Source organism: Agrococcus sp. UYP10, assembly GCF_040547205.1.
Lineage (GTDB): Bacteria > Actinomycetota > Actinomycetes > Actinomycetales > Microbacteriaceae > Agrococcus > Agrococcus jenensis.
Map to the genome: position 1 here is coordinate 305,994 of NZ_JBEPPG010000001.1, position 14,444 is coordinate 320,437.

Here is a 14,444-nt window from a genome sequence, read left to right on the forward strand (position 1 = left end):
ATCCGGCCGGCGCTCCACGTCCGCTCGATCGGGCTGAGCCGGTCGCCGACCGGCATGACCGCCGCACACCGCGCTCAGCCCGATCGAGCGCGCGCCCGGCGGGCTCGTCCGGGCGAGCAGTGCGAGAATCGGGCCCGTGACCCTGCCCCGCACCGCCGATGACGCCGACGGCGGCGGCGGCGGCGAGCTGCGCGACGCGGAGCTCGGCGCGACGGCGACGGCGGTGTCGGCCTCCGCACCGTCGCGCGCCGGCTCCCCCCGGGTCGCGCGCCTCACCGACGCGTACGGGTCGCTCGAGCGGCGCCTGGCCGAGCCGCGCATCCGCCGGCGCATCGAGATCGCCGCGCCCGTCGCCATCCTCGCGCTCGCCGCGGTCGCGCGGCTCGTCGGCCTCGGCAACCCGCACCTGCTCATCTTCGACGAGACCTACTACGTCAAGGAGGGCTGGTCGACCTGGCAGCTCGGCTACGAGGGCGAGTGGGCCGAGGGCGCGAACGAGCGCTTCGAGGCGGGCGACCCGGGCGCGCTGTCGACGGAGGCCGACTACGTCGTGCACCCGCCGCTCGGCAAGTGGATCATCGGCATGGCGATGGCTGTGTTCGGCATGGGCGACCCGTTCTGGTGGCGGCTGCCGAGCGCGCTCGCCGGCATCGCGCTCGTCGGGCTCACCTACGCGGTCGCGCGCGGCCTGCTGCGGTCCGTCGCGTTCGCCTCGCTCGCAGGCTTCTGGATGGCGATCGACGGGTTCGCGATCGTGATGAGCCGCACCGCGCTGCTCGACGGCATCCTCGCGGTGTTCGTGCTCGCCGGCGCCGGTGCGCTGCTGCTCGATCGGCGCGGCTCCCCCGCGCGCACGGTGCGGGCGCTCGCTGCCCGGCGCGGCCGCTTCGGCGCGGCGCTCTGGAACCGGCCGTGGATCATCGTCGCGGGCGTGCTGCTGGGCGCGGGCTGCGCCACGAAGTGGTCGGGCGGCGCATTCCTCGCCCTGTTCGGGCTCTGGATCGTCGTGATGGAGGCGCTCGACCGACGGCGCGCGGGCTACCGGCATCCGTGGCTCGGCACCCTGCTGACGCAGGCACCGGCGAGTTTCGTGCTGCTCGTCGTGCCGGCGCTCGTCGTCTACGTCGCGAGCTACGCCGGCTGGTTCGACGGCGGGTGGGGCAGCCAGCTCATGCTCGAGCGCGCCGACCTGCGCTGGGGCGGACTGCTCGCGTGGGTGCCGCTCGGGCTGCAGTCGCTTTGGGCATACCACGCGCAGCAGCTCGGCTTCCACGTCGGGCTCACGAACGACCACGCCTACCAGTCGCCCGCGATCGAGTGGCTCTGGCTGGGGCGCCCGACCGGCTTCAAGATGGTCACCGTCGAGGACGGCAGCTGGTGGATCACCGCGGTGCCGAACCTGCTCGTCTGGTACGCCGGCGTGCTCGCGCTCGGCTTCCTGCTCTTCCACGTCGGCCGCACGCTCGACCGCCGCGCCGCGTTCCTGCTGCTCGCCGTCGCGGCCGGCTACGTGCCGTGGCTGCTCTTCCCCGACCGCACGATCTTCTTCTTCTACGCCATCGTCTTCCTGCCCTTCCTCGTCATCGGCCTCGCCTTCACGCTGCAGCAGCTCGTCGCGCTGCGCGCCCCCGCCCGGGTCGCCGTCGTCGCGGATGCGCCCACCGCCATCGACGCGGACCTCGCGGCCGCGATCCCGCCCGTCCCCGGCACGGAGGCCGCTGCGCGAGCCACGGCCTCCGAGCCCGTCGACGACGTCGAGTGGCGGGCGGCGGCGTGGTCGATCGTCGCCCTGCTGATCGTGACGAGCATCCTCGTCGCCGCCTGGTACCTGCCGGTCTGGTACGGCATCCCGCTGCCGGATGGGCTCATGCGGCTGCGGTTCTGGCCGCCGAGCTGGCCGTGACGACGGCTCAGTAGGGCTGCGGCAGCTCGCAGACGAAGCCCTCGCAGCGGTAGGCGGCGGGTGCGGTCTTGCCGTCGAGCAGCGCGAAGCCCGTGGCCGCGAGCTCGGCCGCCTGCTCGGGGGTCGCGACGAACGCGCCCGGCTCTCGGCGCAGCTCCTCGGGCGGATCGCCGATGAGCACGAGCGTGCGCGGCGGCTCCGCGATGCGAGCGGCGACGCGGAGCATCGCGGGACCCGCGATCGGGTTGCGGATGGCCAGGCGCGCGTCGAGGAGGCGAGCCGCACGGTCCAGGTGGGCGGCGTCGCCGCTGAGCGAGAAGAGGGCGTGCAGCGCGCCCGCGAGCGCGGCCTGGCCCGAAGGCGCGTCGCCGTCGGCGTCGGGACCGAGCTGCAGCGCCGGCCCCTGTGCCGACGTGGCGGCCGGGTCGGGCGCCGCGTCGAGGATCGCGCGCGCGGCGATCGCCCAGCGCGCCTCGCCGGTCGCGGCGGTGAGCGCGAGCAGGCCGCTCGCGAGGTTGCCCGCGTCGGCCGCGGTCGCTCGCGCGGTGGAGGGCAGGCCGTCGAGGCTCGCGTGCACGAGCGCGGCGGGGTCGGCGGCGTGGTGTGCGAGCAGGTGCTCGGCGGCACCGCGGGCGAGGTCGAGCGCAACCCGGTCGCCGTCGCGCAGCGCGCGCACCGCGAGCGCCTCGATCGCGAGGCCGTTCGCGGCGGTGACGACCAGCCGGTCGAGCGGCGGCCGCTCGACGCCCGCATCCGCCGGCGCGAGGTGCCAACCGCCCTCCACCCGCCGCCCGTCGACGGTGGACTCCGCGTCCTCCGCCACCGCGAAGGCGCCGCCCGGCAGCCGCAGGACCTCGCCGAGGAAGCCGACGAGGCCGCTCGCGACGGATTCGCGGCCCAGCAGCGTCGCGACGTGCAGCAGCTGCGCGTTGTCGACGAGCATCCGCTCGAAGTGCGGCGCCGACCAGTCGCGCTGCGTCGCGTAGCGGAAGAAGCCGCCGTCGCGGCCACGGAGGTGCGAGTAGCCGCCCGCAGCGACGACCGCGTCGTCGCCAGCCGCGGCGTCGAGCAGCCGACCGGCGAGCTGCGGATCGACGTCGACGAGCGCGAGCAGCAGCGGCGCCTGCGGGAACTTCTGCCCGGTGCCGAGGCCGCCGTGCTCCGGGTCCTCCGCGCGGGCGACCGCCGCGAGCGCCGCGCGCGCGGCCGCCGCGTCGGGCGCGTCCCCGTCGACGGCGGCCGACTCGCGCAGCGCCTGCTGCACCTGCTCGGCGGTGCCGGCCACGGCATCCGGCTGAGTGCGCCACGCCTCGCCGATCGCGCCCAGCACGTCGCGGAAGCCCGGGATGCCCTGCCTGGCGGCGGGAGGGAAGTAGGTGCCGGCGTAGAACGGCAGGCCGTCGGGTGTGAGGAACACGCTGAGCGGCCAGCCCAGCTGACGGGTGAAGGCCGACGCGGCGCCCATCAGGGCGGCGTCGACGTCGGGCCGCTCCTCGCGGTCGACCTTCACGGCGACGAAGCCGTCGCGCAGCAGCGCGCCGACCGCCGGGTCGGCGAAGGACTCGCGCGCCATCACGTGGCACCAGTGGCACGTCGCGTAGCCGACCGAGGCGAAGACCGGCACGCCCCGCTCGCGCGCCTCGGCGAACGCGTCGTCGCCCCACTCGCGCCAGTCCACGGGGTTGTCGGCGTGGAGCCGGAGGTAGTCGCTCGTCGCTTCGGCGAGCCGGTTGTCGACGGGTCGCTCCATGCGCCCGACGGTACTCGCGCCGCCTGGCGGCGAGCAGGACGGCGGCGGTGGCGACCGCATGCGAGGCTCGACGGCGTGGATGCGCAGCGCAGGACCGAGCCGAGCCGGATCGTCGCCGTGGCGATCGAGCACCCGACGGTGCCGCACGTCGACGCGATCGTCCAGGCGCCGGATGCGGCGTGGGCGAGCGTCGTGCTGCTGCACGGCGCCGGCGGTTCGGCGACGCATCCCTGGATGGAGGGCGTCGCGCGCGGGCTCGTCGGCGAGGGCGTTGCGGTCCTGCGCGCGAGCTTCCCCAACGCGCAGGCGGGCAAGCGCCAACCGGAGCGAGCGCCGAGCGCGATCGCGACGTGGCACGCGGTGATGGCTGCCGCCAGGGACCTGCTCCCTCACGAGCCGTGGGCGGGCGGCAAGTCGTTCGGGGGCCGGATGGCCGCCGCCGCGGTCGCGGAGGGCATGCCCGCCGCCGGCCTGCTCTACCTCGGGTACCCGCTGCACGCGCCGGGCAAGCCGGAGCGGGTGCGCGACGAGCACCTCGAGGGGATCCGCCTGCCGCAGCGGTTCCTGCAGGGCACGAACGACCCGTTCCAGTCGGGCGACCTGCTCGACGGGCTCGTCGAGCGGCTGCCCGACGGGCACGTCGACTGGGTCACCGGCGGCGATCACTCGTTCCTGGTCGCGGGTGGCGACCGCGACCCCGAGCGGGTGGCGGAGGCGCTCGCGCCACGGATCGCCGCGTTGATTCGCTGACCGAGCCGGACCGCACCTCGGCCTCACCGGTGACCGCCCGGCAGGTGTCAGCGGTACGGCACGCGCGGTCGGCGCATCCGATGCCAGTGCACGCACGGCTGGGTGGAGCCGCGCCGCACGCCCGCGCACGGCGGCATGCCCTCGGGCGGCTCTGCCTCGAGCACGATGGTGCGGCCGTCGAGCTCGAGCTCGCGACTGGTCGACCAGAGGTGCCACGCGGGCTGCACGGCGTTGCCGAGCACCTCGCAGTCGCAGTAGCCACCGCTCGCCTCGAGGCGCCGCTCGAGCTGCGTCGCGCGGGGTGCGACGAGATCGCGGTAGTGCGCCGCGAAGCGCAGATCGCCGTCGCAGTCGTACCGCTCGAGCACGCGTTCGAGGTAGCAGGCGAGGCACTCCCCCGGGTTGGGCGCGAGCCAGGCGTCCAGCAGGCTGCGCACGTAGGACTCGGCATCGTCGGTGATCGATCGCTCCATGCGGCGCACGATGGCACGGCGAGCGCGTCCGGCGTGCGACGCATCCGCAGGCCTGTGCACAGCCGCCGAGCGGAGCGGCGTGCGGCCGACTTGGTGTCCCGGAGCCGGATGGATCCGATACCGGGTGATGGACCCCGGATCTCGGGTCCCTGAGCCGGGATCGGGTCCACGAGCGCGCCAAGTCGCGGGGACGCGGGGACGCCGGGCGCCATCTGCTTTGCTGACCGCATGCGCGCATGGTCGAAGCAGGAGCTCCTCATCGCGATCGCCGCCGAGCGGGCGGCGCTCGCAGAGCAGCTCGCCGAAGTCGACGAGGTGCAGTGGGCGACGCCGTCGCTCTGCGCCGGTTGGACGGTCGAGCACGTCGTGGCGCACCTCACGGCGGCCGCGAGCATCGGGCCGCTGCGCTGGCTACGGAGCATGTCGGGCGCGCGCTTCGACGATGCCGTCCACAACCAGCGGCGCCTCGAGGAGCACCTCGGGCCGACGCCCAGCGGCACGCTCGAGCGCTTCCGCGCCGTGGTCGACAGCCGCACGGCGGCGTCCGGTCACTGGCCCGCGTGGCTGGGCGAGGTGATCGTGCACGGCCAGGACATCCGGATCCCGCTCGGACTGCCGACCCCCACCCCGCCGGATCGCGCAGCCCAGGTGGCGGCCTTCTTCGCCGCCCGCGACTTCGCGGTCGCGAGCCGCAGCGCGGTGCGCGGACTGCGCGTGGAGGCGAGCGACGCGGAGCTCGGCGTCGGCGACGGCCCGCTCGTGCGCGGCCCCGCCGTGGCACTGGTCGTCAGCATGGCGGGTCGCAGCGCGATGCTCGACCGGCTCGAGGGCGACGGCGCCGCGATGCTCGCCGAACGGATCGCCGCACCGCGGGAGCCGCGCCCCTGACGCGACTCGACCCGCTCCCACCGACCCGACCCGCTGTGCGGGGTCGAGTGGGCGAGAACGGGTCGAGTCGAGCGGTGGGACCGGGCTCGGGTCAGCTGACCTCTGCCGGGTCGGCCGACACGCGGCCGGCCTCGCCCTGGTCGAGCGCGTCGATCGCGGCGAGGTCCTCGGCGGTCAGCTGCACGCCGGCGGCAGCGAGGTTCTCGTCCATGCGGTCGCGGCGGTTCGACTTCGGGAAGACGATCCGGCCCGACTGCAGGTGCCACGCGATCGTCGCCTGCGCCCACGAGATGCCGTGGCGCTCGGCGATCTCGCCGATGACGGTCGACGCGTAGTCGACCTTGCCCTGGCCGAGCGGCCCCCAGGCCTCGATGCGGATGTCGTGCTCGGATGCGAGCGCGGTCGTCGCACGCTGCTGGAACTGCGGGTGGAGCTCGATCTGGTCGATCGCGGGCACGATGCCCGTCTCGAGGATCTCCGGCAGGTAGCGCTCGTCGAAGTTCGAGACGCCGATCGAGGTCGTCAGGCCCTCGTCGCGCAGCGCGCCGAGCGTCTGCCAGGTCTCCACGGCGCTGCCTGCCGACGGCGTCGGCCAGTGGATGAGATAGAGGTCGACGCGGTCGAGCCCGAGCTTCTCGAGGCTCTCGCCGAGCGCGGCGCGCGCCTCGGCCTCGCCGCGGCGGTCGTTCCAGAGCTTCGTCGTGATGAACAGCTCGTCGCGCGGGATGCCGCTCGCCGCGATCGCGCGGCCGACACCCTCCTCGTTGCGGTAGATCGCCGCGGTGTCGATGTGGCGGTAGCCAGCCTCAAACGCGTCGAGCACGATGCGCTCGGTCTCGGCCGGGTCGACCTTGAAGACGCCGAAGCCGAGCTGCGGGATCGAGCGTCCGTCGTTCAGCTGCAGGGTGGGGATGGTGGCAGAGGTCATGCGGTCTCCTCGATGTCGGATGTGTCCTCGGGCAGTGCGGCCTGGTCGACGCCGTCGACATGGCGCTCGTCGTGGCCGACGTACTCCGAGAGGGGGCGGATGAGCGAGTTGTTGGCGCGCTGCTCGATGATGTGCGCGGTCCAGCCGGTCACGCGCGCGGCGACGAACAGCGGCGTGAAGATCGGCACGTCGAAGCCGATGAGCGCGTAGGCGGGCCCCGACGGGAAGTCGAGGTTGGGCTTGATCGGCTTCCGGTCGGCCATCGCCTGCTCGAGCGCGGTGTACATCTCGAGCGTCTCGGGCGAGCCGTAGTGCTCCGCGAGCCGCTCGAGCGCAGCACGCATCGTCGGTACGCGCGAGTCGCCGTTCTTGTAGACGCGGTGCCCGAAGCCCATGATCTTGCGCTTCTCGTCGAGCGCGGTCTGCATCCACGCATCCGCCTTCGACGGCTCGCCGACCTCCTGGAAGACCTCCATCACGGCCTCGTTCGCGCCGCCGTGCAAGTGGCCCTTGAGGGCGCCGATCGCTGCGGTGACGGCCGAGTAGAGGTCGGCGAGCGTCGAGGTCACGACGCGGGCGGTGAAGGTGGATGCGTTGAACGAGTGCTCGGCGTACAGCACCATCGACTGGTTGAACGCCTCGACGACGACCGGATCGGCCTCCTCGCCGAACGCCATCCAGAGGAAGTTGGCGGCGTAGTCGAGGTCGTCGCGCGGCTCTACCAGCTCCTTGCCGTTGCGACGGCGCTGCTCGTAGGCGACGATCGCCGGCAGCACCGCGAAGAGCGTGAACGCCTTGTCGAGGTCGGCGGAGGGGTCGTCGGCCTTGGGGTCGTTGGCGCCCACGATGCTCACGGCCGTGCGCACGACGTCCATGGGGTGCGCGTGCGACGGCAGCACATCCATCACCGACCGCACGTTGTCGGGCAGGGCGCGGAGCGACCGCTCCTTCGCCCGGACCTCGGCGAGCTGCTCGTCGGTCGGCAGCTCGCCGTGCCAGAGCAGGTAGGCGACGGCCTCGAACGGCTGCGTCGCGAGCTCCTGCACCGGGTAGCCGCGGTAGAGGAGCGAGTTCGTGTCGGGGTTGACCTTCGAGATCTCGGTGGTGTCGGCGACGACGCCAGCGAGTCCCTTCTTGATGTCGGACTCGGCCATGGTGCTCCTCGATGAACAGGGGGTGCGGGGCGCCATCCGACTCTAGGGCACGGCTCCCTGGCGACCACCCGAGCGCGTTCCGCCCTGCGCGCAACGCCGCAGCGCCCCGCCGGGTGGGCGGGGCGCTGCGGGCCGGACGCGCCGTCGGAGCAGCGCAGGGCGGCTCAGTCGTTGGAGCCGGCGGAGGGGGCCGAGACCGGCGACTGCGGCGAGGCGGGCGCCGGGGCGGACGCCGCGCTCGGTGCGGAGTCGACCGCGGGCGCGGGGACCGGCGCCAGCGCGGGCGCCGGAGCGGGGGCCTGCTGCGCGGGGGCGGGCGCCGGCGCGGGCGCGGGCGCGGGTGCCGCGGGCGCGGGTGCCGGCGCCGTCACCGCAGACGGAGCGGATGCGGCGGTCTGCGCCACCGGCGAGGCGGCGGAGCGGGTGGCCGACGGCGCCGCCGCCGACGCGGTCGCCGACGGTGCGTCGCTCGCGGAGGTGGCCGAGATCACGGATGCGTGGTCCCCCGTCGTCTTGATGGCGACCGTGCCGCGCTCGAGCACGTCACCGCGGACGGTGCTGCTCGCGAGCACGCGGCCCTCCGCGTCGCGCAGCTCGACGGCGTTGGCGATCCCGGCAGCGCTCGCGGCGATGGCGCCGAGACCGATGGTGCCGATGGTGCTGATGGCGATCCACTTCGTGTGCATGGTGTGCTCCTCCTGGTGCGCAGGGGGCCCGGGTGGCCGGCCCTTCGTCTGCCACCACTCTCGCCACGGCCCGTGAGCCTGGGAGGAGGGGTGCGTGAGAGGGCTCTCACCGCGGTCGACGCCCTCGCCGCGGCCGGATCCCGCGCGCTCGAGCGCCCGCGTCAGCGGTGCCGGAAGCGCGGCTCCCGCTTCTCGCTGAACGCCGCCATGCCCTCCTGCTGGTCCTCGGTGTCGAAGAGCGCCGTGAAGTGCTCGGTCTCGAGCGCGATGCCCTCGGCGAGCGGCAGCTCCAGCGCGGCGTCCATCGCCGCCTTCGCGGCGACGAGCGCCGGCAGCGACTTCGCGGCGATCGACGCGGCCATCTCCTGGGCCTCGGCGAGCAGTCGGTCGGCTGGCACGACGCGGGAGATCAGCCCGATGCGCTCCGCCTCCTCGGCGCCGACGCGGCGGCCGGTGAGGATGATCTCGGCAGCCTTCGGATAGCCGAGCGCGCGCACGAGGCGCTGCGTGCCGCCGATGCCGGGGATGACCCCGAGCGAGAGCTCCGGTAGGCCGAACGTGGCAGAGTCGGCAGCCAGGATGATGTCGCACATGAGCGCGAGCTCGCAGCCGCCACCGAGCGCGTAGCCCGACACCGCCGCGATCACGGGCTTGCGCACGGCGGCGAACGCCGCCCATCCGCCGAAGTGGCCGTCGGCCCGCATCTCGGCCGTCGACTTCGTCGCCATCTCCTTGATGTCGGCCCCCGCGGCGAACGCGCGCTCCGAGCCGGTGACCACGATCGCGCCGACGCCGTCGTCGCCGTCGAGCTCGGTCGCCGCGGCCACGACCTCGCGCATGAGCTGCACGTTCAGCGCGTTGAGCGCTTCGGGCCGGTCGAGGTGGATCCACGCGACGCGGTCGCGCCGCTCGACGCGGATGGTGCGGTAGCCGTTGGTGCTGGACTCGTTGGTGCTGGGCTCGTTGGTGCTGGGCTCGTTGGTGCTGGGCTCGGTCATGCTGCCTCCTCTGGCAGGGCGAGGTCGCCGTCGGGCGCGGGTGCGAAGCAGGCCTCCACCATGGCATCCGGCACCTGCGCGATGGTGGCCGGCTGCCATGAGGGCCTGCGGTCTTTATCTACAAGCTGGGCGCGGATGCCCTCGGCGAAGTCGGGCAGGAGGCTCACGTGCGACGAGACCCGGTACTCCTGCTCGAGGGCCCGCTCGAGGCTCGGCAGCCCGGCGGCGCGGCGGAGGGCTGCGAGCGTCACGGCGAGCGCCGTCGGCGAGCGCGTGGCGATGGTCGCGGCGAGGGCAGCGCCGGGCTCCCCGGCCGCGGCGAGCCGCTCGAGGATCGTGCCCAGGTCGTCGCCCGCGAAGGCCGCGTCGACGAGCGCGCGGGCGGCCGCCAGCTCGCCGGTGGGCGGCGTAGCGGCGGCCGCTCTGATCGCCGCGTCGGCGTCGGTCGTCTCGAGGGCCGCGAGCAGCTCCGGGATCCGCTCCCCCGGGACGAAGGCATCCGAGAGTGCGAGCAGGATCGCGTCGGCCGGTCCGACGTGCTTGCCGGTGAGCGCGACGCGGGTGCCGAGCTCGCCGGGGGCGCGGGTGAGCAGCCAGGTCGCGCCGACGTCCGGCACGAAGCCGATCGTCACCTCGGGGAAGCCGATGCGGGTCGACTCGGTGACGACGCGGTGGCGCGCGTGCGCCGAGATGCCGACGCCGCCGCCGAGCACGATGCCGTGCTGGATGGCGACGACCGGTTTCGAGGACCGGGCGATCGCGGCGTTCAGCGCGTACTCGTCGCGCCAGAACGCGCGGGCGGCCTCGCCGCCGGTCGCGGCGACGTCGGCGCGCAGGCCGACGACATCCCCGCCGGCGCAGAGGCCGCGATCGCCGGCGCCGGTGATCGCGATGGTGGCGACGGCGGGGTCGCGCTGCGCGGCGGCGAGGGCCGCGGCGATGCCGCGCACCATGTCGTGCGTGAGCGCGTTGAGGGCCTCCGGCCGGTGCAGCTCGATGGTCGCGAGCCGGCCGCGGCGATCGGTGCGCACGTGCTCGGGCATGGTCCCCATCTTCGCTGATCGAGTAGCAGCCGAAGGCCGCGTATCGAGATCATGTCGTCTCGATACGCGGCCGGCTCCGCCGGCTGCTACTCGACGAGCGTGGACGGCTCGACCGGGAGCCCTCTCCCCCGCTGATCGAGGAGCAGCCGAAGGCCGCGTATCGAGATCACAGAGCCCGCCGGGGCTGTCGTCTCGATACGCGGCCGGCTCCGCCGGCTGCTACTCGACGAGCGTGGAAGGGCATGGCCGGGAGCCCTCACCCTGCTGATCGAGTAGCAGCCGAAGGCCGCGTATCGAGATCATGCCGTCTGCATCAGTGGGTGCGCTGCGGCACCCGCCGGGCGCGCGTGTACTGCGGCGGCCACACCGACGCATCCGCGACGCCGTCGAGCTCGGCCTCGGCACCGAGCGCCCAGTGCGGGTTGCGCATCCAGGCGCGCGCGAGCATCACCGCGTCGGCGTCGCCATCGACGAGCACCGACTCGGCGTGCGCCGGATCCTCGATGAGGCCGACGGCGTTCACCTTCGCGCCCGTCGCCGCGCGCACGTCGCGCGCGAACGGCACCTGGTAGCCGGGCTCGAGCGGGATCTCCTGGCGCGGGTCGAGCCCGCCCGAGGAGAGGTCGAACCAGTCGGCGCCGGCAGCGATCGCCACCCGCACGTGCTCGACCGTCATGGCGGAGTCGATGCCGCCGTCGACCCAGTCGGATGCGCTCAGCCGCACCATCAGCGCGGCCTCCGGCACCGCGGCGCGCACGGCCTCGACCACGCGCTGCAGCAGCAGCGTGCGCAGACCGCCCTCGCCGACGCCCCACTCGTCGTCGCGGGCGTTGGACAGCGGCGACAGGAACTGATGCAGCAGGTAGCCGTGCGCCGCATGCACCTCGACCGCCTCGAAGCCGGCGTCGACCGCGCGACGGGCAGCGACGGCGAAGCGCTCGGGGAGCGCCGCGACCTCGTCGGCGGCGAGCGCGCGCGGCGCCGCGTAGCTGCCGAACGCATCCGAGCCGGCGCTGACGGTCGGCCAGCCGCCCTGCTCGAGCGGCACCGAGCCGCGGCCGCTCCACTCGCGATAGGTCGACGCCTTGCGCCCGGCATGGGCGAGCTGCACGGCCGCCACGGCGCCGTGGGCGCGGATGCGCGCGGCGATCGGCGCGAGCGCCTCGGCCTGCGCGTCGTCCCAGATCCCGAGGTCCTGCGGCGAGATGCGGCCGATCGGCTCGATCGCCGCGGCCTCGGTCATGACGAGCCCGGCACCGCCGCGCGCGAACGAGGTGAGGTGCTCGCGATGCCAGTCGCCGGGCATGCCGTCCTGCTCCTCGCACGAGTACTGGCACATGGGCGACACCCACGCGCGGTTGCGCACCTCGATCGGCCCGAGCTGCACGGGCGAGAACAGCACGCTCATCGGGGCTCCGCCCCGGGCACCTCGAAGTCGAAGACGCCCTCGTCGAAGGCGCTGTAGGCGGCGTAGTCGTTGAGCTCGTACAGCCGGGCGCGCGTCTGCATGCGCTCGACCGCGCCGTCGAGGGTGCCGGTGTCGCGCAGCCCCTCGAGCTCCCGCTCGATCGCGCCCATCGCGATGCGCAGCAGCGAGACGGGGTGGATCGCGATGTTCACGCCCACGTCCTGCAGCTGCTGGTGCGTGAAGAGCGCGCTCCTGCCGAACTCCGTCATGTTGGCGAGGATCGGCACCTGCACCGCCTCGCGGATCGCGGCGAACTCCTCGAGCGAGGCCATCGCCTCCGGGAAGATCGCGTCGGCGCCCGCGGCCTCCAGCGCCTTGGCGCGGTCCTTCGCCGCCTCGAGGCCCCGGACCCCGCGGATGTCCGTGCGGGCCATGATCACGAGGTCGGCATCGCGGCGGGCCGAGACAGCGGCCGCGATGCGCTGCACCGCCCGGTCGAGCGACACGACCTCCTTGCCGTCGAGGTGGCCGCAGCGCTTGGGGTTGACCTGGTCCTCGAGGTGCAGGCCCGAGACGCCGGCGTCCTCGAGCTCGTGCACGGCCCGCGCGACGTTCATCGCCTCGCCGAACCCGGTGTCGGCGTCGATGAGGGTCGGCAGGTCGGTCATGCGCGAGATCTCGCGGCCGCGCTGCGCGACCTCGGTGAGCGTCGTCAGGCCGATGTCGGGCAGTCCCAGCTCGGCCGCCATCACGGCGCCGGAGATGTAGACGCCCTCGAAGCCGAGCTGCTGGATGAGCGGCGCGGTCAGCGGCGTGAATGCGCCCGGGAAGCGCTGCAGCGTGCCGGAGGCGAGCCCCGCCCGCAGCGCCTGCCGCTTCTCGGACGGGGTGACCGTCGTCGACAGCACTAGAACAGACCCTTCGTCGTGCCCTGGTCGACGGTGCCGGCCGGCGCGTCGACGGTGAGCTGGCGCACCTCGTCGACGCTCAGCTCGGGCAGCCGCTCGACGAGCGCGAGGAAGCGGTCGATCTCGGCGTCGTCGACGATGCCCTGCGCCAGCGTGCGCAGCTTCGACACATACTCGGCGCGGCCGAAGGGACGGGCGCCGGCCGGGTGGGCATCCGCGACCGAGATCTCCTGCTCGATGACCTCGCCGGAGGTCAGCGTGATGACGATGCGGCCCCCGAACGCCTTCTTGTCGGGGTCCGGGTCGTGGTAGCGCTCGGTCCAGATCGGGTCCTCGACCGTCGTGATCTTGTTCCACAGCGCGACCGTGTCGGGCCGGCCCGCGCGCTGGGGCGCGTAGGAATCGACGTGGTGCCAGCCGCCGTCCTGCAGCGCGACCGCGACGATGTACGGGATGGAGTGGTCGAGCGTCTCGCGCGACGCGGTCGGGTCGTACTTCTGCGGGTCGTTCGCGCCCGAGCCGATCACGAAGTGCGTGTGGTGACTCGTGTGGAGCACGATCGACTCGATGCCCTCCGGGTCGCGAAGCTCAGGCCGCTCGGCCGAGAGCCGACGGGCGAGGTCGATCCACGCCTGCGCCTGGTACTCGGCGGAGTGCTCCTTCGTGTAGGTGTCGAGGATGCCGCGCTTGGGCTCGCCCGGCGCGGGCAGCGGCACGCTGTACGAGCCCTCCCAGCCGTCGAGCAGCTGCGCGATCACGCCGTCCTCGCCCTCGTAGATCGGCACGGGGCTCGTCTGCCCGCGCATGGCGCGGTCGACGGACTCGACGGCCATCTTCCCGGCGAACGCCGGGGCGTGCGCCTTCCAGGTGGAGATCTCGCCCTTGCGCGACTGGCGGGTGGCGGTCGTCGTGTGCAGCGCCTGGCCGACGGCCTGGAAGATCGTCTCGGCATCGAGGCCGAGCATCGTGCCGATGCCGGCGGCGGCGGATGGGCCGAGGTGCGCGACGTGGTCGATCTTGTGCTTGTGCAGGCTGATCGCGCGCACGAGGTCGACCTGGATCTCGTAGCCGGTCGCGAGGCCGCGTACGAGCGCGTGCCCGTCGCAGCCCACGTGCTGCGCGACGGCGAGGATCGGCGGGATGTTGTCGCCCGGGTGCGAGTACTCGGCGGCCAGGAAGGTGTCGTGGTAGTCGAGCTCGCGCACGGCGACGCCGTTCGCCCAGGCCGCCCACTCCGGGCTGACGCGGTCCTCGATGCCGAACACCGCGGCGCCGGGTGTGTAGGGGTGGCGCTGGGCCTGCTCGCGCGCCGAGACGACCGGCGGCCGGTTGAGGCTCGCGATCGCGACGGAGGCGTTGTCGATGATGCGGTTGGCGATCATCTCCACGACGTCGGCCTCCACCTCGACCGGGTCGACCGCGACCTGCGCGATCCTCCAGGCGAGCTGCTCCTCGCGGGGCAGGTTCTCGGCGCTCTTGTGGGCTCTCACGTCATGGTGCTGCATGCGCTCGAGCCTAGCCCGGAGCGGTCGGGCGCCAGCCGTTGCCCGATCGT

Annotated in this window: 13 protein-coding genes; 3 read left to right on the forward strand and 10 right to left on the reverse strand. The window is 73.9% G+C overall.

Annotated elements, in window-relative coordinates:
- Positions 1 to 136: 136 nt before the first annotated feature.
- Positions 137 to 1,903: a dolichyl-phosphate-mannose--protein mannosyltransferase gene (locus ABIB37_RS01505; RefSeq protein ID WP_354255834.1), complete on the forward strand. Its 1,767-nt coding sequence runs from the start codon at positions 137 to 139 to the stop codon at positions 1,901 to 1,903.
- A 7-nt stretch (positions 1,904 to 1,910) separates the two neighbouring features.
- Here the strand turns inward: ABIB37_RS01505 and ABIB37_RS01510 are convergent, their stop codons facing one another.
- Complete coding sequence (locus ABIB37_RS01510; protein ID WP_354255837.1) at positions 1,911 to 3,653, reverse strand: thioredoxin domain-containing protein; 1,743 nt, start codon at positions 3,651 to 3,653, stop codon at positions 1,911 to 1,913.
- 75 nt (positions 3,654 to 3,728) lie between these two features.
- On the opposite strand from ABIB37_RS01510, the gene ABIB37_RS01515 reads away from it, so the two are divergent.
- Positions 3,729 to 4,403, forward strand: coding sequence for an alpha/beta hydrolase family protein (locus tag ABIB37_RS01515; RefSeq protein ID WP_354255839.1), 675 nt, complete (start codon positions 3,729 to 3,731; stop codon positions 4,401 to 4,403).
- 47 nt (positions 4,404 to 4,450) lie between these two features.
- Here ABIB37_RS01515 and ABIB37_RS01520 read toward each other — a convergent pair whose 3' ends face one another.
- A complete protein-coding gene (locus ABIB37_RS01520; RefSeq protein WP_354255841.1) occupies positions 4,451 to 4,876 on the reverse strand; it encodes a DUF2695 domain-containing protein in 426 nt (141 codons plus the stop codon).
- Between the two features lie 228 nt (positions 4,877 to 5,104).
- On the opposite strand from ABIB37_RS01520, the gene ABIB37_RS01525 reads away from it, so the two are divergent.
- Entirely contained in the window at positions 5,105 to 5,764 is a 660-nt protein-coding gene (locus ABIB37_RS01525; protein WP_354255843.1) for a maleylpyruvate isomerase family mycothiol-dependent enzyme, read from the forward strand.
- A 91-nt stretch (positions 5,765 to 5,855) separates the two neighbouring features.
- Here the strand turns inward: ABIB37_RS01525 and ABIB37_RS01530 are convergent, their stop codons facing one another.
- The 8 genes from ABIB37_RS01530 to ABIB37_RS01565 form a co-directional block, all read right to left on the reverse strand.
- The gene (locus ABIB37_RS01530) at positions 5,856 to 6,692 is read right to left on the reverse strand and encodes an aldo/keto reductase (RefSeq protein WP_354255845.1); all 837 of its coding nucleotides are present in this window, start codon (positions 6,690 to 6,692) and stop codon (positions 5,856 to 5,858) included.
- Positions 6,689 to 7,846, reverse strand: coding sequence for a bifunctional 2-methylcitrate synthase/citrate synthase (locus tag ABIB37_RS01535; protein ID WP_354255847.1), 1,158 nt, complete (start codon positions 7,844 to 7,846; stop codon positions 6,689 to 6,691). Before ABIB37_RS01535 ends, ABIB37_RS01530 begins: the two co-directional genes overlap by 4 nt.
- A gap of 164 nt (positions 7,847 to 8,010) precedes the next feature.
- Positions 8,011 to 8,532: a hypothetical protein gene (locus ABIB37_RS01540; RefSeq protein WP_354255850.1), complete on the reverse strand. Its 522-nt coding sequence runs from the start codon at positions 8,530 to 8,532 to the stop codon at positions 8,011 to 8,013.
- Between the two features lie 161 nt (positions 8,533 to 8,693).
- Complete coding sequence (locus ABIB37_RS01545) at positions 8,694 to 9,530, reverse strand: enoyl-CoA hydratase-related protein (RefSeq protein ID WP_354255852.1); 837 nt, start codon at positions 9,528 to 9,530, stop codon at positions 8,694 to 8,696.
- Positions 9,527 to 10,573: a 3-hydroxyisobutyryl-CoA hydrolase gene (locus ABIB37_RS01550; protein ID WP_354255855.1), complete on the reverse strand. Its 1,047-nt coding sequence runs from the start codon at positions 10,571 to 10,573 to the stop codon at positions 9,527 to 9,529. Before ABIB37_RS01550 ends, ABIB37_RS01545 begins: the two co-directional genes overlap by 4 nt.
- A gap of 313 nt (positions 10,574 to 10,886) precedes the next feature.
- A complete protein-coding gene (locus ABIB37_RS01555; RefSeq protein ID WP_354255858.1) occupies positions 10,887 to 11,981 on the reverse strand; it encodes an oxidoreductase in 1,095 nt (364 codons plus the stop codon).
- On the reverse strand, positions 11,978 to 12,889 hold the full coding sequence (gene prpB / locus ABIB37_RS01560; RefSeq protein ID WP_354255860.1) for a methylisocitrate lyase: 912 nt from the start codon (positions 12,887 to 12,889) through the stop codon (positions 11,978 to 11,980). The genes ABIB37_RS01555 and prpB overlap by 4 nt, the downstream gene beginning before the upstream one ends.
- Positions 12,889 to 14,394: an MmgE/PrpD family protein gene (locus tag ABIB37_RS01565; RefSeq protein WP_354255863.1), complete on the reverse strand. Its 1,506-nt coding sequence runs from the start codon at positions 14,392 to 14,394 to the stop codon at positions 12,889 to 12,891. Before ABIB37_RS01565 ends, prpB begins: the two co-directional genes overlap by 1 nt.
- Positions 14,395 to 14,444 lie beyond the last annotated feature (50 nt).